The 24,978-nt window shown below is 40.9% G+C and carries 25 protein-coding genes; 12 read left to right on the top strand and 13 right to left on the bottom strand.

Features of this window, described 5'->3' with window-relative positions:
• Window positions 1-22: 22 nt before the first annotated feature.
• The 10 genes from GX654_10005 to GX654_09960 all read right to left on the bottom strand — a co-directional run bounded on the left by GX654_10005 (window position 23) and on the right by GX654_09960 (window position 7,530).
• Window positions 23-376, bottom strand: a complete 354-nt coding sequence (locus tag GX654_10005) for a hypothetical protein (protein ID NLD37190.1) — start codon at window positions 374-376, stop codon at window positions 23-25.
• Between the two features lie 107 nt (window positions 377-483).
• Window positions 484-2,757, bottom strand: coding sequence for a VWA domain-containing protein (locus GX654_10000; GenBank protein ID NLD37189.1), 2,274 nt, complete (start codon window positions 2,755-2,757; stop codon window positions 484-486).
• A gap of 27 nt (window positions 2,758-2,784) precedes the next feature.
• Window positions 2,785-3,258 carry a hypothetical protein gene (locus GX654_09995; GenBank protein NLD37188.1) on the bottom strand — a complete coding sequence of 158 codons (474 nt, stop codon included), beginning with the start codon at window positions 3,256-3,258 and terminating at the stop codon, window positions 2,785-2,787.
• Complete coding sequence (locus GX654_09990) at window positions 3,255-4,004, bottom strand: hypothetical protein (GenBank protein NLD37187.1); 750 nt, start codon at window positions 4,002-4,004, stop codon at window positions 3,255-3,257. The genes GX654_09995 and GX654_09990 overlap by 4 nt, the downstream gene beginning before the upstream one ends.
• Before the next feature lie 203 nt (window positions 4,005-4,207).
• Window positions 4,208-4,732, bottom strand: coding sequence for an RNA polymerase sigma factor (locus GX654_09985; protein NLD37186.1), 525 nt, complete (start codon window positions 4,730-4,732; stop codon window positions 4,208-4,210).
• 219 nt (window positions 4,733-4,951) lie between these two features.
• Window positions 4,952-5,377, bottom strand: a complete 426-nt coding sequence (locus tag GX654_09980) for a hypothetical protein (GenBank protein ID NLD37185.1) — start codon at window positions 5,375-5,377, stop codon at window positions 4,952-4,954.
• Window positions 5,378-5,402: 25 nt separating this feature from the next.
• Window positions 5,403-5,855 carry a cupin domain-containing protein gene (locus GX654_09975; GenBank protein ID NLD37184.1) on the bottom strand — a complete coding sequence of 151 codons (453 nt, stop codon included), beginning with the start codon at window positions 5,853-5,855 and terminating at the stop codon, window positions 5,403-5,405.
• Between the two features lie 179 nt (window positions 5,856-6,034).
• Window positions 6,035-6,466 (bottom strand): PIN domain-containing protein, encoded by a 432-nt coding sequence (locus GX654_09970; protein NLD37183.1) that lies wholly within the window; start codon window positions 6,464-6,466, stop codon window positions 6,035-6,037.
• Window positions 6,456-6,689 carry a hypothetical protein gene (locus tag GX654_09965; protein NLD37182.1) on the bottom strand — a complete coding sequence of 78 codons (234 nt, stop codon included), beginning with the start codon at window positions 6,687-6,689 and terminating at the stop codon, window positions 6,456-6,458. The genes GX654_09970 and GX654_09965 overlap by 11 nt, the downstream gene beginning before the upstream one ends.
• A gap of 82 nt (window positions 6,690-6,771) precedes the next feature.
• Complete coding sequence (locus GX654_09960; protein NLD37181.1) at window positions 6,772-7,530, bottom strand: MerR family transcriptional regulator; 759 nt, start codon at window positions 7,528-7,530, stop codon at window positions 6,772-6,774.
• Window positions 7,531-7,680: 150 nt separating this feature from the next.
• Between GX654_09960 and GX654_09955 the strand changes: the two genes are divergently transcribed.
• From GX654_09955 to GX654_09900, 12 genes are all read left to right on the top strand, one after another.
• On the top strand, window positions 7,681-8,088 hold the full coding sequence (locus GX654_09955) for a GntR family transcriptional regulator (protein NLD37180.1): 408 nt from the start codon (window positions 7,681-7,683) through the stop codon (window positions 8,086-8,088).
• Complete coding sequence (locus GX654_09950) at window positions 8,081-9,013, top strand: ABC transporter ATP-binding protein (GenBank protein ID NLD37179.1); 933 nt, start codon at window positions 8,081-8,083, stop codon at window positions 9,011-9,013. The genes GX654_09955 and GX654_09950 overlap by 8 nt, the downstream gene beginning before the upstream one ends.
• The gene (locus tag GX654_09945; GenBank protein NLD37178.1) at window positions 9,010-10,593 is read left to right on the top strand and encodes a hypothetical protein; all 1,584 of its coding nucleotides are present in this window, start codon (window positions 9,010-9,012) and stop codon (window positions 10,591-10,593) included. Before GX654_09950 ends, GX654_09945 begins: the two co-directional genes overlap by 4 nt.
• Window positions 10,594-10,731: 138 nt before the next feature.
• A complete protein-coding gene (locus tag GX654_09940) occupies window positions 10,732-10,920 on the top strand; it encodes a PspC domain-containing protein (protein NLD37177.1) in 189 nt (62 codons plus the stop codon).
• Window positions 10,921-11,518: 598 nt separating this feature from the next.
• A complete protein-coding gene (locus GX654_09935; GenBank protein NLD37176.1) occupies window positions 11,519-11,719 on the top strand; it encodes a hypothetical protein in 201 nt (66 codons plus the stop codon).
• A gap of 372 nt (window positions 11,720-12,091) precedes the next feature.
• Window positions 12,092-13,021 carry an ABC transporter ATP-binding protein gene (locus tag GX654_09930; GenBank protein ID NLD37175.1) on the top strand — a complete coding sequence of 310 codons (930 nt, stop codon included), beginning with the start codon at window positions 12,092-12,094 and terminating at the stop codon, window positions 13,019-13,021.
• Complete coding sequence (locus GX654_09925) at window positions 13,014-13,877, top strand: ABC transporter permease (protein NLD37174.1); 864 nt, start codon at window positions 13,014-13,016, stop codon at window positions 13,875-13,877. Before GX654_09930 ends, GX654_09925 begins: the two co-directional genes overlap by 8 nt.
• A complete protein-coding gene (locus tag GX654_09920) occupies window positions 13,874-14,869 on the top strand; it encodes a PDZ domain-containing protein (protein ID NLD37173.1) in 996 nt (331 codons plus the stop codon). The genes GX654_09925 and GX654_09920 overlap by 4 nt, the downstream gene beginning before the upstream one ends.
• Window positions 14,870-14,883: 14 nt before the next feature.
• Window positions 14,884-16,512, top strand: a complete 1,629-nt coding sequence (locus GX654_09915; GenBank protein NLD37172.1) for a VCBS repeat-containing protein — start codon at window positions 14,884-14,886, stop codon at window positions 16,510-16,512.
• Window positions 16,509-18,344: a VCBS repeat-containing protein gene (locus tag GX654_09910; GenBank protein ID NLD37171.1), complete on the top strand. Its 1,836-nt coding sequence runs from the start codon at window positions 16,509-16,511 to the stop codon at window positions 18,342-18,344. Before GX654_09915 ends, GX654_09910 begins: the two co-directional genes overlap by 4 nt.
• A gap of 14 nt (window positions 18,345-18,358) precedes the next feature.
• Window positions 18,359-18,904, top strand: a complete 546-nt coding sequence (locus tag GX654_09905; GenBank protein ID NLD37170.1) for a hypothetical protein — start codon at window positions 18,359-18,361, stop codon at window positions 18,902-18,904.
• Window positions 18,894-19,055, top strand: coding sequence for a hypothetical protein (locus GX654_09900; GenBank protein ID NLD37169.1), 162 nt, complete (start codon window positions 18,894-18,896; stop codon window positions 19,053-19,055). The genes GX654_09905 and GX654_09900 overlap by 11 nt, the downstream gene beginning before the upstream one ends.
• A gap of 39 nt (window positions 19,056-19,094) precedes the next feature.
• Here the strand turns inward: GX654_09900 and GX654_09895 are convergent, their stop codons facing one another.
• The 3 genes from GX654_09895 to carA are packed head-to-tail and all read right to left on the bottom strand — an operon-like array spanning window position 19,095 to window position 24,892.
• On the bottom strand, window positions 19,095-20,516 hold the full coding sequence (locus GX654_09895; protein NLD37168.1) for an amidophosphoribosyltransferase: 1,422 nt from the start codon (window positions 20,514-20,516) through the stop codon (window positions 19,095-19,097).
• A gap of 13 nt (window positions 20,517-20,529) precedes the next feature.
• Complete coding sequence (carB, locus tag GX654_09890) at window positions 20,530-23,763, bottom strand: carbamoyl-phosphate synthase large subunit (protein NLD37167.1); 3,234 nt, start codon at window positions 23,761-23,763, stop codon at window positions 20,530-20,532.
• Window positions 23,756-24,892 carry a glutamine-hydrolyzing carbamoyl-phosphate synthase small subunit gene (gene carA, locus GX654_09885; GenBank protein ID NLD37166.1) on the bottom strand — a complete coding sequence of 379 codons (1,137 nt, stop codon included), beginning with the start codon at window positions 24,890-24,892 and terminating at the stop codon, window positions 23,756-23,758. Before carA ends, carB begins: the two co-directional genes overlap by 8 nt.
• Window positions 24,893-24,978: the final 86 nt, after the last annotated feature.

Genomic DNA, 24,978 nt, shown 5'->3' with positions numbered 1-24,978 from the left:
TATTGAGTTCCGTATTTTTTTATTATTTTAGTTCCTGTCTTTTTGAAACAAAACAAGGCATCCTGTTCCAGGTGATTTCCTTTTTTGTGTAAGGATTAATAACCCTTAGTTCTGCATGTACATTGGGTTCAAGTGTATTCTTTGCTAATATTCCAGGATCAATGAGATAAGAGTGGCTATTCAGCCCGAAAATCATCATGGAATATCTTTCATCTATCTGGGGCAGACATTTCTCTTTATGCATTTTTTCCAATATCATTTTATCAGAAGATTTTCGCTGTTCTTCAATCTTGTTTTCGCCAGACACCGCAAAATCTGGCAATATAAAGACAATAAATATGGAAATAATAAAACAGGTTTTTAGATTAACTAACATGTTATTCTCCTTATTTTCATATTTTCAGAAAACACATTTTCTCAGCCCGGTAGAGACAGATTTTAAACCTGTCTCTTCATTATACAAACCCGTCTCTATAGATAATCCTAATTCGTAACTGTTGTTCCATATTTAACACCATCAGGTACAGGCACAGGAACATCAATCGTGTATCCATGATCACCTTCTGTTCTCTCAAGGCTGTCTACTGCCAGAAAGGCTGTATGCTGCGAAATAAGGTTGTAATTAATTGAGGTTGCTATTATCTCGCTTTTCAGTCTATCGCTCGGGTTGTAGCTCTCTCTGTTTGAAAGCTCAGCTATCTTATTTCTTGCCCACACACTTTGAATCCCAGAGTGTTTGGCTTCACTGTTATTTGGATCAACCGCCACATCAACATAGGATTCATTCCTGCCCACCTGTCCATTTATCCTTATTCTGCCTTTCTCGGTATTTTTTAATTTTCCGGTTATCATAATTGGGCGACCTACAAACAGATCAGGTATTCTTTTTGGGTACACATCTTCGACCTCAAGGTTTCCCCAGTCTATATCTATATTGGCCATTGCCGGATGGGTCGCCACATCATAAAAACGATCAACTGCCTCACCGGCCGATTCATCAAGCCCGACATAGGCAACAGCCCCTCTACCCATTAATGCCATTTGTTCAAGCAGATACCTGTTAACAGAGTTACCCACACCAAAACTGAATATCCTGGATTCACCAAGCCTTTCATGGATGGCAGCAAGTATCTCATCTTCATTACCTATATAACCATCTGTCATGAATGAAACAATGCGCAATCTTCTTTTATCATGAGGGAAATCAAGGGAGGCCTTAATACCTTCTATCATCATGGTGCCACCCTCACTGTAAAGCGAATTAAGATACTGAAGACCTTTTTTCACATTCTCAGGGTTTGCTTCTATAGGGTTTGGCCCAAGTGATGATGCGCTTGATGAAAACTGTATTATCTGGAATGTGTCGTTCTTATCAAGATTTTTAAGCGCCCTTGTTACAGCCTCCTTGGCCTTTGAAATAGGCTTCCCATCCATACTTCCGGAACAATCCAAGACAAAAACCATCTCTCGGGGTATTCTGGGCAGGTTCTTTAAATTATCAGGCGACTGAAGCAGAAGAGAAAAATAGGTGTCTTTTTCTCCCTTATGAACCATCATTGCTGTCTTCACTTCATTACCGGATGTTTTATACCTCAGAATAAAATCCTTATTAGGAACCATGTCATTTGGGCTGAGGGTGACAATGGCATGAGAAGGGGCCTTATTATTCACTTTTATGACATGGGAATTACTGTACACATTTTCAATACTCACACCTGCATCAATATCAACATTAATGGATATATCATGTGCTGAAGTCTCACCAGGCTTAAGGTAATGGACATCTGTCTCTTGCCCTGAATTACCATGTGCTCCCCTACCCACAGCACCTATACCTGTATTGCTTCCGGGAGGGTTAAAGCGTGGCCCCACAACCGTTGGAAATACAAACTCAAACTCCCCATTTTCATATTTAAGGGGATTAAAGAAGGTAATACTGATATCAATCCTTTTTCCGGGCTCTATATTTGCCACACTCTGTTTAAAAATATTTGGACGCTCCTGTGTTAAAAGGGATGCCCTGTATCCCTGTGATCTTGCCTCCTCATAAATCCTCTTGGCCTCCTCTTTTTCACGAATAAGCCCTCTGATCTTCCGGTCACCTATTATCATAACAAAATCGGTTACAGCAGCATTCTGTGGCAATGGAAATATATAAACAGCCTCAATCTTCTCACTGTAGGGGTTATGATATTTCTGAAGTACATTCACTGTGGCTATATAACCTGAGATGTGGGCATCTACACTGGTATGTTCAAGAGGTAAAATGACTTCATTTTGACCAGGAAGCGAACAAACAAGTTTTGGAGATTCTGTCTTGTATTCTTCTCCTATGACTGAAGGATTCTTTTCAATTATCCATAGTTCGGAGCCAAGAGCTTCATCTTTAAATGATGATTCTGTATTTTGTCTGTATTGTCCTTCTTCCAAGGTCAACTTATTTCCTTTAAATAATCTTACTCTTACCATTTCCTCTGCTTTCGCACGTGCAGAGTATTCAACTTCTGACCTCCGCTCAGCATACTCAACCTCTGAAAACTTTGGCTGGTAGTTAGCCTCATCACTCGCAGACATGTCAGCTTTCCGCTTCATTGCATAGTCATAGTTATCTTCATCTCCAGAAGAATCAGGGGCTACAGTTATTTCAATCTTTTTATCAGGGGTAATAGAAACTTTTTCTATGCATCCTGGAAAAATTTGCAGAGATATAATAAAAAGTATAGTGACAAATAAAAGATCCAGGCATTTCCGTTTCATTCTCGTCCTCCTGATATTAGTGTGTTGTTACCTGTTATCAAAACTCTGCCTGTTGTTAATATCTATTTTAACCTTAATAGGAATACTCTTTCCCCCGGGTTTTGCTGCTGCCATTGGTTCGGTTTTAAGCTCAAATGGCGGGCATCCGGTTGTCTGGAGATGAAGCCTGGCAACCCTTGAACCGCCCTTTTTAGCCTGTATATCATCACTTACAAAGGCAGCTATAATTATATGCCCGCCTTCAAGTCCCGCCTGATCATAAAATGGTGGCTTATTAAATCCGTCTGCTCCTCCCTCAAGGCCCACTATCCTTATCTTTTCTTTGTCGTACCTGATATCAATCTGATATGCTGTAAGTGCATCTTTATTACTGTCAACATATACCTCAGCAGTACTGAAACTAATTTTTCCTTTACAGTCTGCTTCCTCCGGACTTTCGGCAAAGGCAGAAGAAGATATAATAAAATTTAATGATATTATGAGTAAAAATATCCTCATCATACCTCACTCCTTTTCAGGGATACTGCTGTGTATGCTATATCTTCTATGTCCTCATTATTGATCAATCCATCCCTGTTCATGTCCAGTTCTTTAGAAGTGACAGTTCCGTTTGATATTTTTTGATTCAATAAATAGGCATCAATGATGTCTATCCTGCCGTTTCCATCAATGTCTTTTGCTGATGGAGCAGGCATGGAATCAAGTTTTTCTTTTATAGATTTTTTAACATGGGTTTCTGCACTGACCATCTTCAGGACTGGTTTATCCTGCTTTAACTCACCAATTGCGGGCTTTATCCTTGCAGACTGGTTGTTGTTAACTGCAAAATATTCTTTTCCATCCTTTTTCACAGATAATACTGCTGGTACTGTTGTAATATTTTTGCTCAGGATTTTTTCTGCAGTTTTATCTTTTTCATAGAGTAGATTGATTGACACTACGCATACAAGAACTCCCATAACGGCTGCTGCAGCCCATTTATAACGCGGGAATAAATGGACAACTTTACGATCTCTCCTGATCTCCCTGCTTTTCTCTCTTATATATCCCAGCACAGCATTATCAACTGACTCTGATATATCATCCGGATCAGGCCTTGCTGCCTTGAACAGCCCAGATATATTTTTCAGATCATCAGCGGCCTGCTCATCAGGTTGTATTGAAGAACCATTTTCCTCACCGGTCCTCTGAGCTTCCAGATCAGCAAGAAATAATTCTTCATTTTTATTATTCTTTTCATCTGTCATTTTTTTACCCTTTGAATGGTTAAGCGCATTAAACCCCAAAAAGGTTCCATAATTTTTTATTTTTTGTTCTTTTCTCCACCTATCCTCCACAGTAGCTTACAATAGGGGGGAGAATTATTTGGGAGAAAGAATTCAAGGATTCAAGTGATTTTTAAAAGCTTTTACTTGACCCCTGGAACCCTCGAACCCTTGAACCCTGATTATCATTTATTAACTTTTTCCCTTAACCGCCCTAACAGCCTGTTTAAACGGGACTTAACTGTTCCTACCGGGACCTTGAATACCTCAGAAATCTCAGTAAGCTGCAACTCATCATAAAATCTGAGGAACACAAGTTCCTTATCTTCCCTTGAGAATCCTTCCATATACTCAGAGAGATCCCTGAGCCCGGCATCCCGGTCAATACTTTCATCCGGGATGCTTTGGGCATATGATTCATCAAGGGGAACAACCTTTCTTTTTTTTCGGATTTGGCTGATAGCAGTGTTTTTTACTACAGGATATAAAAAGGTCTTAAGGACGCTTCGTAACTCAAACCCGGGGAATTTGTTAAAGAAGTATATAAATACCTCCTGCAATACATCTAAAGCATCCTCTTTATTACCACATAGCCTGAATGCAAGCCCGTAAACCCATTCTCTGTAACGATAATAAAGGGTGTTCATGGCAGATTCTTCGCCTTTATTGGCAAGCTTAATGAGTTCAATGTCTGAGAGGTTTTTATCCATTGTTATGGAAATTCCATATTAATATAAAAATTCCTGTCAGTTATAAAACAAATAAATTAATCACGATTAATCCGTCATACCCGCGCAGGCGGGTATCCAGTTGTTTTAAGTTTTTATTTACCTTTATAGATTCCCGCCTTCGCTGGAATGACGAAAACAAGATCACAATTCTAAATTGTTAAAAATGATTATTGATAATTTTTCGATGCATTATTAATATCAACTGCATGGATGAACAATGTTACGTGAAAAATATTCCTTTAATTTATTTTCCACCTCTTTCTTTTCTTTTGCTGTCAACTTATTATATTTTCGTTCATAACCCCAGCCATAACCCCATCTGTACCAGTTATAAAAATAAGGGCTTCCTCCGGATCGAACACCCTGATAGATGACATTTGCCAGATTTTCATTCCCTGTTTTCTCCTTTACACACTCACGAAGTGCTTTATCTGCCTTTAATCGTTCATCCTTAGTTCCACCCTTCCAGTAGGCAATATCATGTTCAAAACAGCATTCACACCAGTCTGATTTATCGATGGGTGAATTGTCCGGGAAAAGTGTGCATCCATCGCTTTCAAAGTCCTTAAGCTTTTGAACCTCATTGTTGCATCCCGGTATGATCAGAACGAATATTATTATCATAAGGAGGCGTAACATTTCTTCTTCTCTACAGAAATTTTTTCATATCAGGAGTTAATGAGACGAGCCTCTTTGCCTCATCTGATTCTACACACATTAGCGAGAAATCCTGATATTCAAACCCTGGCGCAACAGAACAGCCCACAAGGACAGTATCTGATAAAGGCTCTGCTGCCTGCCATAAACCGGCTGTTACCATATGACAGAAATTATTATTTTCCGCTGAAAGAATCATGTGCTCTGGAGAGTTATCTGACCCATCCCATATATAAAGGTTGCCCCCTTTACCCTGATAAAGATTCCAAACCTCATCTGACGCTACCCTGTGAAACCTGCTTACCTCACCCGGATTAAGTGAAAAATAGATATGGGTAAGTGCAGATCGCCTGTCACCTTTATGCGTGGTGACAATCCTGGCTGACCTGAAAACTTCACAGAAACGACCACCCTCCGGGTGATCTATAAGAGTAATGGTTTTCATCGGTAAATAACCCCCGAACTGGTAAATCAATTTAGCATTATAAATAATATTCTATTTCCTATATGAAAAATTAAAACTTATATTTTTTAGTTAATGATTATGTGATAGGACGGCTGTCTATATGCAAAACTATGAATAACAGTTTTTGGATGGGTATTATCCAGAAATCAGGCTAGCAGTTAACAATGCCCATCTAAAAATGGATTCATTATTTTTATACCTTCCATATACTGGCCGTGATTGAGATCTTCAGTTATAATTGTTTTTACATTTCCTTCATAGGCTGCTGATACTATTAAAGCATCCCAAAAGGATATCTGATAACGAGATTCTATTTCTGTGGCAAGTAATATGTTTTCGGGTTTATTTATAATAACCTCCCAGTTCAAATAACTTGAGATAATTCCCGCTGCAATGTTACCGGTTAATGGCTTTAAAATCTTTTTTGTAAGGGTGACATAAAACTCCTGCAACACCTGAGTGCTGATAACCGCTCTTCTTGATTCCCATAATTCTAAAACCAGCTCATTAGCTATTTTATATTTTTCTCCAGCGTCCAGGTCATGCGCATATATAAGGATGTTGGTATCAACAAAAACCTTATCGCTCATAAAGTTCCTCTCTTGACCATGTCTTTTTACCGCCAAGGTTAAATCCGCTTTCAAGATTTTTAATAGCCTTCTTTTGTGCAGCTAAATATTTATCCTCTCTGTCAGCCAGCTCTTTAAGAATATCTCCAAGCATTTTACTTACAGACATATCTTTTTTGGCAGCAATAATTTTACTCTTTCTGAGTATTTCTTTATCTACACTCAGAGTAATATTTTGTTTCATAAAATCCCCCGATATGTGTTACACGATATTACGTGTAACACATATATTGCGTGTTGTCAAAGTTAATTTAATTTATCTTATTTTAGCCTAATTGGTTATCAGCATAATATTCCATAGCTGCACATAAAAAATCTGCAAGACCGGTTTTGTATTTGTCATAAAACGCCTTGAATTCCGGGTTTTCAACATAGGTCTTTCCAAGCCCTTTATAGGTCTCAGCATTTGCAGGATAGAATTTTTCAATCCATGCATGATGCTGTTTTATAATGGCCTGAACCTCCTTTGAATCAGGAGATGCCTTACCCATAAGCTCAGCCAGATCCTTTGAGATTTTATCACCTTCATCCTTTGTCTCATGCCATTCACGCCTGCTCATTTTGCTCATGCGCTCCCTGCTGGTCTTGACCAGTTCAGGATCATACTTTTCATCTACCTCTTTTTTATATCTTTCTATCTTTTCTTTACTGAAACCTTCATACAGTTCTTCATCTGTGAGAGTCATAGTCTCCTCCTTATAATGTTTTATTGTTTTATCAATGGTCGCAAGGAGATTTGAAAGCCGTCCAATACGTTCTTCAATAGTCTGCCTGTGTTTCACAAGTGCCTGGACCTCATCATAATCAGGATCATCAAGGATGTCCCTGATTTCTGTTAATGAAAAATCCAGTTCCCTGTAAAACAGTATCTGCTGCAAACGTAAAAGGTCCTCACGCTGATACTCTCTATAACCGGAGTCACTGCGAAAGGATGGTTTTAATAGCCCTATCTCATCATAATGGTGAAGTGTGCGCACACTCACACCTGCCAGTTTTGCAAGCCTGCTTACAGTATAAACCTTCATAATCTCCTCCACTGAAAAGAGATGCTACAGTATAACGTAACGTGAGGGTCAAGAGAAATTTATCATTTTAAATAAAATAATTGTATTGACACATTAATACAATTGCATTAATCTCTTAATACAATTTACCTTTTAAAGGAAAATCCGGGGATGCAGATACATATCTCTACAAAAGACGGTGTACCAATTTTTCAACAGATCGTCACACAGATAAAGCACATGGTTGCATCAGGGCGGCTTACTCCTGGTGAGATCGTCCCGCCTATCCGTGTGCTTGCGGAACAACTGATTATCAACCCCAACACAGTTGCGAGGGCCTATAAGGAACTTGAGGTAGAAGGCATATTTGTTTCAAGACAGGGCTCAGGCACCCGTGTAGCAGAAAAAAGTTCGCCCCTGGATTACTCAGAACGTTTACAGATAATAAGCAAGCTTATAGAGGGATTGCTGGTAGAGGCAAACCAACTGGATTTTAAAATTGAAGAACTGATTGAAATTATAAGACAAAAAAATCATCTTTTTAAATCTGCCGAAAAGGGGAAAAATAAAAATGACTGATTCTGATTATAGATATGACGCACAACCCATCGAAGTAAAAGGACTTACAAGAAGATTTGGTAAAAAGGTTGCCTTGAATAATATAAATCTGACAGCAACACAAGGCAGGGTATTAGGCCTTGTGGGAGAGAATGGCGCAGGTAAAACAACACTCATCAAACATATTATGGGTTTACTCAAGGCCCAACAGGGATCAGTCAAAGTATTTGGTATTGATCCGGTTAAAGATCCTGTTAGTGCCCTGAGCAAAATCGGTTACCTGTCTGAAGATCGAGATATACCCCACTGGATGCGCGTGGATGAGCTCATGAATTATACAAGGGCATTCTATCCGGATTGGGATGTTACATATGCTGAAGAACTCCTTAAAGTATTCAGGCTCGATCCATCAGCCAAAATCAAACAGCTTTCTCGGGGCCAGAAGGCCCAGGCTGCGCTCCTTACAGCGCTTGCATACCGCCCTCCCCTGCTGCTTCTTGATGAACCATCTTCAGGATTGGACCCTATAGTGCGAAGAGATATTCTTACAGCAATTATCAGGACTATTGCAGATGAAGGACGTACAGTTCTATTTTCCTCTCATCTCCTCGATGAAGTGGAACGTGTTGCCGATGATGTAGCCATCATCCATGAAGGTAATATAGTTATTAACGATTCACTTGAAAGTATTAAAGCAAAACATCATTCAATAACATTAAGATTCCCGGAATCACAACCAGACAAACCAGAGATAGAGGGCGCAATTTCAATTAAAGGTAAAGGACGGGAATGGACAATACTCTGTAATGGAGATATGGATATAATTAATTCAAAAATATTAAACATGGGTTGTGAAATATTTCATGATACACCCCCTTCACTTGAAGATATCTTTATTGCATATGCCGGGGTTGACAGGCCTATACCAAAGGAGGTCAAGTTATGATTACCATCATTAAAGCCCTTCTATGGGAACGCTGGAAAAGAACCCGCTGGGCGCTGATCTCAGGATCGCTATTAGCTCTCAGCGGGCAGATCATGTATTTGACGGGTTATATAAGTCAGGAAAAGGTTGTTCCTATTTCAAAAACCTTTTCGTATCTTGGCTTTTTATTACTTACAATCGTGTTACTTGCAGGTCATTGCGAATCCAGGGAGCTCGATTTCTCATTCCCAAAACGCCTATTTCGATACCCTATCCGCACATCAACCCTTTTTTGTGTATACATGGGTTATGGTATGGTCGCTGTAGCAATCCAGTCTCTAATACTCTTTGGTTTTGAGAAGCTGTTTTCTGATCAGATTAGTTATACCTGGACTCAATTATTATGGTTTGTTACGGTATACATTGTGATGCAGACATTATCCTGGTTATCATGGTTACTTAGACCAGGAGCACGTTTTTTATGTCTGGTTCCTATTATTACAGGAATTTATGTGTGCTTTCTTCTTTTCTTCGCAGGCTATTACAATTTGTCAGTGAATACCAACACCCTATTTCTGATAATTCTTATTTCCATCGTGATTTCTTTTTGGGGTGTTTCGGTACATCGGAACTACACATGGTCAAGCAGCCTGCAATGGGTAGACTCTCTTTTAGGTATATTACGCAGGAAGCCATCAAAGCCATTCACATCAGCCATGCATGCCCAGATATGGTTCGAATCACGTCAAAAGGGTCACATATTTCCTCTTTCTACCCTTTGCGCCATCGGAATATTACTTATTTTGTGGAAATTTTTTCTTGAAAAACCACAACTGCTTTCTCAGGCAATTCCGGTTATATTCATAATAACTGTGTGCACAGCCTTTGTTTCGAATTTCCTTATCTTTGGTTTAGATCACCGGAACCACGTTTCCGGTGCATCAACCTTTTGGATGAGAAGACCTGTACATACTCAGAGTTTAGCTATCGCTCAGCTGTACACCTTGATGCGGTCACTTTTGTATGTAATTGCAATCATCATGCTGGTTACATTGGCAATAGTATTGTATGAATATGATTATTTTCCTGCCCAATTGTCCTATACTTATCTAATATCACCTGTAAAATGGACCTATGAATATAAATCGACGCTTGAAATCATATCCATGACTATCTTTGGTTTATATGGCTTCTTTATCATTTATTGGACAATGCTTCGTCTGGGAATGTTTTTATCTTTCATAGGTGGTGCAGCATTTTTCTCCTCCTGGCTTCTAACTATCATAATCGGAGATGTTGCATCAACATGGGTGTGGAAGGTTTTAATCTTCTCTCTTCCTCTGGTCGTGCTGATTAGTTACTATGTCGCATGGCGGCTACACCTCATTACGACTGCCACATTATTAATTTCAGCCCTTGTTTTTCCAATAGTAGTAGTTTCTTTATGGGCCTTTCCATGGTGGTTTTTCAATCACTGGTCAGGTAAAGGTTTACCGAACCTGAGTTTAAGTCATGTCATAATACTGATCAGTGCAGCCACACTGCCATTTTTACCGGTCGCACTTACACCGTTGATAATGAATAAATTACGTCATCGCTAAACCTGGATATGGTCGAAAAATACATTCTAATGTTAAGCAATAAATTCAGGAGTAAATTTTGTCAGCCAAATCAGTAGTTAATATGAAAATAATATTTTAAGCAAAAATTAAAAAGGAGGAAAAATGGAGAAAAAAAGAATGTATAAAATCAAAACACCTGGCATATTACAAATAGGCGGGGTTTGTGAAGGTCTGGGAGAATATTTTGAAAAAGATCCACTACTATTCAGAATCGGATTTGTAGTCCTTTTTTTTATAAGCGGATTAGGAATATTAATTTATTTGGTTACATTTTTTATGATGCCTACTAAAATTCGTAACAGCTAAAATAAACAAAGACTTATAATCGGGTAAAGGGGAGAATTTAACCCTCCCTACTCGGAGACTGGGCCTTCCGCCTTCGCTCTCCGAACTATGGCAGGACAGGTGTATGCCTGACTTCTCATTAGCCCGGCGTAGCTTTAGCGTAGACGGGCTTCAGACAACCCCTAACGAAGATGCCCTTGCCGTCGGCTAGTACTTCTGTTAATATGCTCAATAAAATTAAACATATTAACCGGATTCATGTACAGGGGAGTTTCGCCCCATAATTTCACGCCCATGCTGGACGATATGAAAGTAGCATATGAAAGGTAATTCATGATATGACAAAAATTCAAATCACACCAAACAAAGCAAAAGAGAGATCATTTTTTACAGGTTTTTATTCTGTTTTTTATGGTGTACAGCTGCCCTTTTTTTTATTTACGCTGCTGTAGGCGGACAGCTTTTCACCTTTGATCACCTGATCATATTTGTAATATGTTGTATTCCTCTTTCTATTCTATATGCCATTTTAGTGGAAAAACTCGTGACAGGTCTTTTTGGATTGTTGACAGGATGGTCTGACAGAAAGGTCCCGGCGCGGGAAACATATTCTGCAGATATTTCAAAAGCAAGGTTCAGCAAATCACGTGGTGCGTTCAGTAATGCGCTTATCATTATTATTACGATTGCCATTTCATTATCAATGAATAAATCGATTTTATGGGCAATTATCCACAGTATGTTTTCATGGCGTTATTGTATCTGTTATTTTTTAAGTTTCCCCCCAAATAATGCCGGTAATAAATCCCAGTATTTTTAAACATCTTGATAATCATATTTTTTTAATAATTATTTATTTCATGGGAATTTTTTCGATCTCTGCTGCGTATAGCAGGTTAAAGGACAATTCAAATAAGATATACAACATTGTGCTAAAAACTGATTTGAAGGGATGCTAAAGTCTCCCTGCATAAATTTGGATGGGTCGAATAATAAAATAAATTAAAATATTTTGAACAAAAACCTATTTTGATTGTCCAAGAATAAAATTGATAACAGATGTAAGTTATAGTATTGCTATTACAGCCTTTTAAAAATAGCATTACAGAATTATCAATAATAGTCTTATCGTTTTACAAATTGATGTCTTCAAGCAGAAGAAAGTTCTGACCATATTTTATTAAAGATGATTATGGAAAACAGTAACAGTACCTTGCTCGCAGTGCATGATTTACACAAAAATTATGGTAAAAACAGCGTATTGAATGGTTTGAATCTACTGGTTAACCAGGGAGAGATACACGGACTTGTTGGCCTCAATGGCGCTGGAAAAACCACAACAATAGAGTGTGTTCTGGGGTTAAAGTCATTTAACTCAGGCTCTATACAGATACTTGATTGCCAGCCCTCAAAGCTGCATACAACCCATGGAAGGCTTGCTGTTGTTTTTGATTCACCCTGCATTCACCCCAGCCTCACAGTACATCAGGCGCTTAAATATGCCTCTATAACCTGTGGTAATAAAAATACCGCTTCCCCGGAAGAGGTTGAAGAGAAACTTAATATATCCAGATACCGGGACTATAAAGTAAAACACCTGTCTCTTGGTAACCGCCGCCGTGCCTCCATAGCGCAGGCCCTGATTCGCAGACCTGAATTTATAATCCTTGATGAACCCTTTAGCAGCCTGGATGCCGGTGGTGTTGATGACCTGCTCCAGTTAATCAAAGAACTTAATCGTAAGGATGACATTACCTTTTTGCTTGCCAGCCACCAGCTACCATATCTTGAAAGGATTTGTACTCATGTTTCTATCCTGCACAGGGGGCAAATAGTCATGTCAATAAAGTCTGAAGCCCTTTTTACCCTGGAACATACACGCGCCCTTTTGCACACGAATGGTGGAAATAACATATTAAATATCCTGTCAAATATACCGGGTGTTACAATCTGCAACAACCACTTAAATGACGGCATACTGGTTGAGCTGGATGGCATTAATACTGCCCAATTAAACAGGGAGCTGAATATTCAGGGAGTAGATGTCCATGAACTAATCCGCATGCGACCATCACTGGATTCACTATTCAGAAAGGTCACAGGGAGTAACATAAATGGCTGAATCAATCCGCCTTAATGGCATATTAACCGCTCTTAAATCAGAATGTTTTGTCCTTATAAGAAGCCGGACATCATTGCTGCTTATAATCATACCGGTTGTTGCCGCTATACTAAAGATGTGCATGGTAAGGTTGCAGGGCATTGGCACACAGGTGATGAGTTCGGTTAACAGCAATGTTGAGTCATCTGTCACCGGTTATGGCTACATGGTAGACGGACTCTCAACAGGTATTACAGTTGCCTGCCTTCTTTTACTCGGGTTTTCTGCATATATATTTGCTATTGATAATGAAAGGGGCATTACAAGACACAGCATTGTAAAGAGTATCAGCCGCAGTGAGATTGTTATCGCTAAGTATCTTGTTCTCTGTCTAATGGCCTTCGTATCAATACTGATTACTATTCTGTGTACATGGCTCACGGCAGGCCTTTTCTGGGAACTGGGGCCGGTCATAGAAGATGGATACCAGATAATTTGTGTGGATGAGATAAAAAAAGAGATTTTTCTTGGATTAAAACTTGCCCTTTTACCCATCCCCGCATGCCTTGGCTTTGGCCTTATTTTTTCTGTACTGGCCCGGTCAGCTATTCAGGCTGTAAGCCTTGCAATAGGCGCCGGTTTACTGCTTGATATATTTAAATCTCTATTTGGCAGGTTCACATATTTTATTTTCAGCAGCTTTCAACCCGCGCTCAATGATCACTCATATCTTAAGGATGTTCAGCGCATAGTCAGCGGCTATTCGGATGTGCTGGTAGACGACCGGATACACCAGTTGAATCTCTGGGTTCCTATACCGGAGGCCATAATTTTATTAATAATCAGCCTCATAATCATAAACAGGAGAAGCTTATGAAAAATCCATTAATATCTGTTATATGTTGTTTCTTGTTATGCACCGGTTTTTTATTCTTTAACAGTTGTGCATCCTACACCCCGAAAAGCATTGCGCCCCATATAAATTTATCCCCTGAAAACATGCAACTGACGCAGGATTCAGACAAAGGCCCGGATTTTGGCATGGAGGTGGAAGGTAATGAGAGTGATACACTGGATAACCTTGAGGTGCTGCCCGGCGTCCGAATCCGCTCAATAATACCATCAGGTGCAGCAGAGATGGGAGGTCTTAAAAGGGGTGATATCATCCTCTCCATTAATGATATCAAGACCAACCACCCTGATACTGTTGCCACTATTTGTGAAACCGGCAAGGCCGATCAATATGTTTTTGAGGTCAGAAGAGATACAACTGTATTTGAAACAACAATAGGGGCACCAAAGAGTACAAAAATGGCTGAACCAAAGGAAAGATACAGGGCGGAACCCCTTAAAACCCGCGCAGGCTATCGTACAGAACTGGTTCAGATGGGTAGTGACATAAATAAGAATATTGCAGTGGCAAGAATTGCACAGCTGTGGCCTGACAGCCCCTTGATAAAGGCAGGGATTGAGGTGGGTGATGCTGTTGTCTCTATTGATAATGTGCCTGTTGAATCTGCCCAGGGGCTGATAAACAGATTGACTGAAAATTATCAGTATGGTCAGGAGGTAACGCTATCCATACTGGATAAAGAGGCTGGTAACAGGTCTGAACCTTCAACTAAAAAGGTAATCCTCTGGAATCCGGGCAGGCGGTTGAGCAGGTTTAATGTTTGGCCTCTCTTTATGTATGAGGCAAAGCTCAACCCTGATAAAGAAAGGTTTTCGATACTTAATTTCTGGATTATATCCCTTTTCTCATATGAACGGGATGAAGGAGAACGAAACTACAGCTTATTAAAATTTATCCGGTTTCAGTCTTCAAATCGCGGCGAACTGGTTGATAAAACAAATAGTTCAAAAAATTAAAAAGGAAATCTATTATGCATACCTTTTGCAATATTGCTTACGGCAGGCTCGCACCCGTAATAGCGAATCGGGATCTTCGACAATACCCGTCCCTGCATATGATGATACTGTTGCTCATGTTATTTTTCATTCATGCAAACAGCAGCCTGGCCTCAGTAGATTTTGTCTCATCTGAAATTGATACCGGTGATAACAGGCAGGGTTACTGGAACGGGGATATGAATGGAGACGGGTTACAGGATATTATAATTGCCACATGGTCTGAGGCAAACGGACGGGAATTTTTGATATATACACAGGAAACCAGTGGAAATTTTTCAGGCGCACCATGGCGCAGGATCGAAATAAAAAAGGATATTGTCGCCTTTGCATTAGCTGACCTGCGCACTGATCCGGGAAGTGAATTCCTTTTATTTACAGGATCAGCCTGTTACAGCCTGTCATGTGCAAAAGAGGGTTATTCCGGTAACCTTAAAAAACTGTTTGAGTTTGAACTGATAAAGAGTGTACCTGACAAAAAGGCCATTGATTTTCTAGGCGCCCTGTCTGACCTCAATAGTGACAGCCTTGTAGATATATTGATTCCCGGTCAAAAAAATTATTTTCTGTTTAAAGGTCAACCTGATGAAGGGTTCAGTAAACCCTTTATGCTGCCAGAGGCGAAGATCATTCTAAAGAAAAGCAAGCAGGGACAGAATAACCTTTCTATTGGGCCTGCCGGAGTATCTGCTGGAGGTCAGGCTCTATATGCGAACCTGCTTATCACCAAATTACAACCAGAGACCTTAAAAAATCCTGTTCACCCTCCAATACTGAATTCAAGGAATTGGATACCAGGGGTTTCTACCGGAAGGTTTAACTCTGACGAACTCCATGATTTTATTTATCTGGATGACATAGAATCTGATAATAAAAATACAAAAAGAGTTAACATTGTCTACCAGTCAAAAACAGATGAATTACCTTTTGCCCCCAGATGGCAGGGGGAGTTAACCCTTTATGACACCATCAAGATGATGGAGGTCAATGGTGATCGTCTGATGGATATCATCACTGTCAAAATGAATGGGCTCAATTCAACCCTTTATATCTTTCTTAATAAGGAGGGCAGATTTGTCTTTGATAACCCAGACCATATAATAAAGCTGACCAGTATTTTATCTGATTTTGAGGCCATTGATCTTAACCTGGATGGTTACCCTGAGTTGATTATAAACGCCTATTCCGCCTCCCCTGTAAAAGCGGTCTCAAGCGGAAGCGTTGAACGAAGGCTTTTAATTTTCAAGGGCAGAAAGATGGGAGAAGAAAAGACACTATTTGATAGAACACCCGCCTTCACATATGAAGAAAATTTTACTGCCACCAATTTTAAAGCCCTTACAGGAGAGAGATCATTTTCAGGTGATTTTGACGGTGACGGGGTCAATGATGTAATTTCAATTGATAATAACGGGGCGCTGACAGCAAACAGGATAAACAGGGATTTAAAACTGGAAGCTGAACCTTTTTTTTATTTTACACCGGTACATTTTATCACCGGTAAAACACTGGTCAGGCTAAATCAGGATAACCGGACAGATATAATACTTGAACATCAGCAAGGTTTATCCCTGATACTCTCCCGGAAAGGAGCGCTGAAATGAGACCTGTATCTACATATAACCGGAAAATGGCGTGCAGACTTATCTCTTTTTTGCTGACACTGCAGCTGGCATGGGTATGTACAGCCATTGCTGAAACAGTTAAAGATGAGTTCAACTTTAGTGGAGCACCATTCACTATATTAAACATAAAGGAGCACATAATTCCAATCGACATGGATGGTGATGGTTTAAAAGACCTTTTATGTTCAAAGGAATCAAGTATCTCCATTTATTTTCAAAAAAAGGATGATGATATTTCAAAGGTCTTTAATTTCAGCAGACCTGACATCTCTATTGATATGCCAGGCAATGCTGTTGGCTGGGATATTGATTATAAGGCAGCAAAAAAGGCCGATGACACAGACAGGTCCAAAAGGCTTATGGTAATCATTGAGGGGAAATCTGTAATGGCATGGCCTTTTAAGAGAGACTCTGTTGGTGAGCCATCAACGCTTATTGATAATCTGCCGGGCTATTTGCCAAAAGGGGCCTACCCTTTAAATTTTATAAGAGATATCAATTCTGATGGCTTGAACGATATAATCCTGCCAGGGAATGGCAAACTTCATATCTACCTGCAGGATGAAAATGGCGATTATCATAACAATACCTTCATAAATACCAGTATGAACATGGCGTCTATATTATCAGTGCAATCAAATATTGCAGGCAATGTCGGTCAAAGCATCTCCATACCGTCCATGAATATTCGTGATATCAACAATGACGGGCGAAATGACCTGATCTCTACTGTTGATAAACTGACAGAGATTTTTCTTGGTCTACCGGATGGAGGTTTCCCATCTGACCCGAGCTTCAGGTATGATTTAACCACCATGACAGCCCCTCCTAAGAAATTTAACCTGGACACCTTGGATTTTTCCAATATCCTGAGTGCCCTTCCAATAGGCCCTCAGCAGTATATGCAGGACCTGGATGGCGACAAGATAGAGGATCTGCTGCTGCTTGATAATGGTAAAATTACTGTGTTCAACGGTACATCTATGGGTATTGATCTTGAAAAACCCAGACAGATACTGAAATCAAGCGGGAATGTGCTTGTTGCATTTGCTGCGGTAACCAGGGACAAGGCAAAAAACAGCTCCGGAAAGGATGCGCTTGCCACATTTCTAAGTGATAACCAGGATGAAACCAGGCCAAAGGATCTTGTCCTGATCCGGTTACCGGATATTTCTGTTGGTGATATCTTTCAGTGGTTTGTCTTTTCAAAGGATCTAGATGTTGATTTTTTTATCTATAAAAATCTGGGTAAAGAATTTGAAAAACGGCCAGGCCGCAAGATTACCCTTACTGTAAAAATGCCATCTGCACTTAAATTGTTTTCTTTTTTTAATGATTTGGATAACAGGGAGCAAAACCCTTCAAATATTACTGTTGTGCCTGCAAACCTGGGTAAAACTGAGAATAAAAAAAATGATCGCCTGGTGCTCAGAGACAACACTATCCAGGGTTTCAGGTTAAATGACAGCAGAAATATTGATCAGTTAAGCGAGAAGCAGTTTAATGAGATTATTGATCTTATGAATCGCCTGGGATTTGTGATAAATGAAGATCATTATGTAATAGATATGGAAAAGATGATGAAAAATCTGCCGGAACTAGGCAATTTTAATCTGCTCGAACTGAAAGATAAACAGCCTGTTTTTAAGATAGAGCTGTTACCCTACCTTAATAATCCCCATAAGGATACAAAGGCAGCTGAGCAGGGTATTGCAGCTGTGGATCTGAATAGTGATAGTCTGGATGATATATTTTTATTTACAGACCGGGACAATAATAATATATCAGGCACATTATTTATTTCCCGTTAAGAAGGGGGCAAAAGATGGTAAAATTTAGCATCAAACCAAACAAAGCCAGAGATCGTTCTTTTTTATTCAGGGTAATATTTTGCTTCTTATTGTGCGCTGCTGCCTTATTTATTATTTACACCGTTGTGGGTGAAAGGCTTTTCACCTTTGATCACCTGATCATATTCATATTATGCTGCATTCCCCTTTCCATAATATATGCCCTGATAGTGGAAAAACTCGGGACAGGTCTTTTTGCATTATTGACAGGGTGGTCAAACAAAAAGATACCGTTAACAGATCAATATACTGCTGATCTTTCAAAGGCACGGTTCAGCAAGTCAATGGGGAAATACAGTGAAGCGCTTGTAATTATCAACGAGGTACTTGAAAAGATACCTGATTTCCCAGAGGCAATTTTCTTAAAGGCACAGATAGAGTGGGAAGGTTTTAAAAGCAGTACTCTCGCAAGGAAAAATCTCGATAAGGCACTTGAACTGGTCAAGGATGATGAACCTCTTCGCAAAAGGGTTTCAAACTATTATATGGGGATGATCAAAGGAGAGACCGATGTCGACTAAAACAGAGGTTACAAAAACAGGTATTACATTCGGTTCAGCCCTCGCTATTGCTATTTCATGGTCTGTGAACAAGTCTATTATATGGGCGGTTATACACGGGCTGTTTTCATGGCTCTATGTGATCTATTATGCAATCAGGTATCACCATTGATGAACAGTTGAGACAAGGAATGCCTTGTCTCAACATTTATTATTCCAGTGAAAACTTACCTGCTGCTGCTTCATCAACAGGCACAGGGTAATTGCCATCAAAACAGGCTAGGCAAAGGTCTTGTCTTGGTATATGTGTAGCCTTTACAAGGTTTTCAATGCTCAGGTAGCCTAAACTATCCAGCCCTATAAAATCTCTTATCTCATCAACAGACTTCTGTGCTGCTATAAGCTCTCCCTTTGTTGAAAAATCTATTCCATAGTGGCATGGAAACCTGTGGGGTGGGCATGAGACAAGCATGTGTATCTCCTTTGCCCCAATATTACGCAGGGTCTCTATCCTGGTTTTTGATGTTGTTCCCCTGATAATTGAATCCTCTATTATTAATATACGTTTACCCTTGAACAGTTCCTTTACAGGGTTAAGCTTAACCTTGACCCCAAAGTCCCGCATGGTCTGTGAGGGCTGGATAAATGTCCTGCCAATGTAGTGGTTTCTTATAACACCCATTTCAAGAGGGATCGTTGATGCCTGTGCAAAACCTATAGCCGCATAGTTGCCTGAATCAGGAAAGGGCATTACAAGGTCAGCATCCACATGAAACTCCTCTGCCATAAGCTGCCCCTGTTTTTTCCGGAACATATATACATTCTGGCCAAAGACAGAGCTGTCAGGCCGTGCAAAATATATAAGCTCAAAGATACAGTGAGCCTTTCTTTGAGGGGCAATGGCTTTTATGCTCCTTAACCCCTCTTGGTTGATGATGATTATCTCTCCAGGTTCAACATCCCTTATATATTCTGCCTGCACCAGATCAAGGGCGCAGGTCTCGGATGCAATAACATAGCCCCCATTCAGCCTTGCAAGGCACAGGGGCCTGAATCCATTGGGGTCGCGCACGGCAATGAGCGTATCCTCTGTCATAAGTACCAGTGAATAGGCCCCTTTTATTCTGCTCATGGTATCAATCAATGCCTTTTCAAGTCCCTTTTTCATGGATCTTGCTACAAGGTGAAGCACCACCTCACTGTCCATACTGGTCTGAAAAATTGACCCGCTATCTTCAAGCTCCTTACGAATGCTGAATGCGTTAACCAGATTTCCATTATGTGCCATTGCAATACACTTACCGCCATGCTTTATCCTGAATGGCTGTGCGTTTGCCAGAAGTGAAGAGCCTGTTGTGGAATACCTCACATGTCCGAGGGCAATATTACCTTTCAGTTCATTAAGTATCTTGTCATTAAATATATCAGGCACCAGGCCCATAGCCTTATGCTCAACAATATTTTCGCCGTCTGACACCACTATTCCGGCGCTCTCCTGCCCACGGTGCTGCTGTGCATAAAGACCGAAATAGGTCAACTTCGCTGCATCTTCATGGTGATAAATGGCAAATATGCCGCATTCATCCTTTGGCCTGTCAGTCATCTCTTTTATCTGATTACAATAGCATTCCATTTTAAGCTCTTTACTAAAAATTATGATACTCCTGGATGGTCTTAACATCGATCCTGCCTTCAACCATCTTTTTAATTGCAAGCGCAGTAGCGCCTGCCCCTGCGATTGTTGTTGTATATGGTATTCCAAGCACAAGTGCGCTTCTTCTTATTGGGAAAGACTCTGAAATAGCCTTTTTATTGTTGGTGGTATTAATGACAAGGCTGATCTCACCGTTTTTTATCATATCCACAATATGGGGCCTGCCTTCACTTACCTTGTTTACATCCTTTACCGGGATGCCATTCTCCCTCAGATATGCCGCTGTGCCCCTTGTGGCAACGATGTTAAATCCGGTCTGGCTGAGAATGGCCACAGACCTTAACACATCCTTTTTATCCGAATCCTTTACGCTCACAAATACTGTGCCTGAAAGGGGGAGCTTCTGACCCGCTGCAAGCTGAGATTTTGCAAAGGCCATTTCAAATGTGGTGTCTATACCCATTACCTCTCCGGTTGATTTCATCTCAGGGCCAAGTATTGTGTCCACACCCTGGAACCTTGTAAATGGGAATACCGACTCCTTGCACGAGACATGAACAGGGATGATCTCTTCAGTAAAACCCAGCTCCTTTAAAGTGCATCCCATTATCACCTTTGTTGCGAGTTTCGCAAGGGAAACACCTGTGGCCTTGCTCACAAAGGGTACGGTTCTTGAGGCGCGGGGGTTGACCTCAAGCACATATATGACTCCATCTTTTACAGCATACTGGATATTCATAAGCCCGATAACATTCAGCTCCTTTGCAATCGCCTTTGTATGGGACCTGATCTGATCCAGTATTTCAGTGCCGAGTGAGATGGCCGGAAGCACACAGGCGCTGTCACCTGAGTGAACTCCGGCCTCTTCAATATGTTCCATTATACCGCCCAGTACGGTCTCCACACCATCTGATATGGCATCAACATCTATCTCTGTTGTGTGATCAAGAAACTTATCTATCAATATAGGCTTTCCGGGTGATACCTTTACGGCTGTTTCCATATAATATTGCAGATCACGCCTGTCATATACAATCCTCATTGCCCTTCCGCCAAGCACAAAGGATGGCCTTACAACCACAGGGTAGCCTATCTCCTCTGCTATCTTTATTGCCTGATCCTTGTTTGTAGCAATACCGTTTTGGGGCTGACGAATATTGAGCTTATTAAGGAGTATCTGAAATCTTTCCCTGTCCTCTGCCCTGTCTATACTGTCAGGGCTTGTACCCAGAATTTTCACACCGGCATTGGCAAGGGGCACTGCAATATTAAGTGGTGTCTGCCCCCCGAACTGTACAATAACACCTTCCGGTTTTTCCTGATCAATAATATTTAAGACATCCTCTTTGGTAAGGGGCTCAAAATAGAGCTTGTCAGAGGTATCATAATCTGTGCTAACAGTCTCAGGGTTGCTGTTTACCATGATACTTTCAATGCCCATTTCTTTTAACGCAAATGAGGCCTGCACGCAGCAGTAGTCAAACTCTATGCCCTGCCCTATCCTGTTTGGGCCGCCGCCAAGTATGATCACCTTTTTTGTATTCGTCTTTCTTATCTCGTTTTCCTGTTCATAGGTAGAGTAGTAATATGGGGTATATGCCTCAAACTCTGCGGCACATGTATCAACCAGTTTATACACCGGCTCAATGCTCTTTAGCTTTCTTATCTCCCTTATCTCATCCTCTGTTCTATTGAAGATAATACCGAGCTGGACATCAGAGAAACCATATTCCTTAATCTGCTTTAAAAACTCAGGTGTAAAATCCATGATATCCACATTATTATCCGCCATACCCTTGAGTTTCATTTCCATCTCATATATCTGCCTGATGTTGAAAAGGAACCATGGATCAATAGCCGATAGCTCATTTATCCTTTCGATTGAAAGACCTTTCTTTAATGCCTCACGGATGAAAAAGAGTCTTCTGGAATTGGGGTTTATCAGCCCCTCTTCTATCTCATGCAGGTCATATTGCTCTTCCTCACCAGGTATATCAGACCCGAGGCCGAAACGTCCTGTCTCAAGGGATCTAATAGCCTTCTGTAAAGCCTCCTTAAATGTCCTTCCTATGGACATTGTTTCACCAACCGATTTCATTGAAGTGGTGAGACGATCCTGAGCCCCGGGGAATTTTTCAAATGTCCATCTTGGGATCTTTACAACACAGTAATCTATAGTTGGCTCAAAGGCCGCACGCGTTTCACGGGTGATATCATTGGCAAGTTCATCCAGGGTGTAACCAACAGCAAGCTTGGCTGCAATCTTTGCAATAGGAAAGCCGGTTGCCTTTGAGGCCAGGGCTGAACTCCTTGAGACCCTGGGGTTCATCTCAATAACTACCATCTCACCTGTTTTTGGGTGTATGGCAAACTGTATATTTGATCCGCCTGTCTGGACGCCTATTTCACGGATAATATCTATGGCCGCATCACGCATCATCTGGTATTCACGGTCTGTAAGGGTCTGGGCAGGGGCGACAGTAATGCTGTCACCCGTGTGAACACCCATAGGATCAAAGTTTTCTATGGAGCATATGATAACAACATTATCCTTAAAGTCCCTCATCACCTCCAGCTCATACTCCTTCCAGCCGATAAGGGATTTCTCGATAATGATCTCAGATATCATGCTTGCATCGAGCCCGGCGCTGGCAATGCTCTCCATCTCTTCTTTGTTGTAGACAATGCCGCTTCCAATTCCGCCAAGGGTAAAGCTTGCCCTTATAATAAGGGGATAGCCTATTCTCTCAGCCACCTCCCTGGCCTGCTCCATGTTGCGTACAATACCATTCTCAGGCACCTTTAAATTGATCTTGTGTATTGCATCCCTGAACTTTTCACGGTCTTCTGCCTTCTGTATGACGGGTATGGAGGCGCCGATCAGTTCAATGCCAAGCCTTTCAAGTATACCTGTCTCTGCCACCTTGACAGCAGTGTTAAGACCGGTCTGCCCGCCAAGGGTAGGAAGGATAGCCTGTGGTCTTTCTCTCTCAAGGATTTTTATAACTATCTCAGGCGTAATTGGTTCAATATATGTGCGGTGTGCTGTTTCAGGATCAGTCATGATGGTTGCAGGGTTACTGTTAATAAGCACAACCTCATAACCCTCTTCCATCAGGGCCTTGCAGGCCTGAGTGCCGCTGTAGTCAAATTCGCAGGCCTGACCAATAACAATAGGGCCTGAACCTATAATCAATATCTTTTTTATGTCTGTTCGTTTAGGCATAAGTTTTTTCCATCATTTTTACAAATTTTTCAAACAGGTAATCCGCATCATGGGGGCCGGGCGATGCCTCCGGATGATACTGCACAGAAAACAGGGGTATCTTTTTGTGAAACAGCCCCTCAACAGTATTGTCATTGAGATTAATATGGCTGATCTCTATATCAGGGTCTTTAAGAGAATCCATATCCACACAAAAGCCGTGATTCTGTGAGGTGATATCCACCTTTCCTGTTATAAGGTCCTTAACAGGCTGATTCCCCCCCCTGTGGCCAAACTTGAGTTTGTAGCTCTTTCCGCCAAGCGCAAGCCCTATAAGCTGGTGCCCAAGGCATATGCCAAACATTGGCCTTGTACCGATCTGCTCACGGATTGTATCAATTGCATAGGTAACAGCAGCAGGGTCACCCGGCCCATTGCTTAAAAAGATGCCATCAGGGTTTAGTTTATTAATTGTTTCAGCATCCGTATTTGCGGGAAGGACAAGGATATTACAGTCACATCTTTCAAGAGACCTTAATATATTGTATTTCACCCCGTAATCTATCGCGATAACCCTCCATTTGCCATTACCCTCCGGCCAGGTAAAATCATTGAGCCCGCTCTTAAGTTCAACAGGCTTGCCATTTTGCCAGAGCATGGGCTGTTTGCATGTAACATACCTTACAAGATCCATTCCCCTCATATCAGGGGCCTTTCTGGCTGACTCGACAAGCTGATCAGGATCAGTAATAGTAGTAGATATTGCGCCTCTCATAGCCCCCTTTACGCGGATATGCCTTGTAAGCGCCCTTGTATCTACACCCTCAATACCGGGTATATTTGCCCTCTTAAGATAATCCTTTAATGTGGATTCAGAACGCCAGTTACTGGGCATCGCCTGATACTCCTTAACCACCAGCGCCCTGACCTGTATCCTGTCTGATTCAACATCCTCAGGGTTAATTCCATAGTTACCAATGAGCGGATAGGTCATGGTAACGATCTGTCCGCAATAGGAGGGGTCTGTCAGTATCTCCTGATATCCTGACATGCTTGTATTAAAGACCACTTCACCTGTGGTTTCAATTTCTCCGGTAAAAGAGCGGCCATAAAATATTGTGCCATCTTCCAGTGCTAATAAGGCTTTCATGATTGAGAGTACCTGTTTTTTATAATTATAAGTATTAATAATTTTATTGACATTTATACATTCCAGCTAATAGATTGAACCCCTGT

Source organism: Desulfatiglans sp., assembly GCA_012513605.1.
Lineage (GTDB): Bacteria > Desulfobacterota > DSM-4660 > Desulfatiglandales > HGW-15 > JAAZBV01.
The sequence above is the reverse complement of the archived record's forward strand: the minus strand, read 5'-3'. Positions and strand labels throughout refer to the sequence as shown.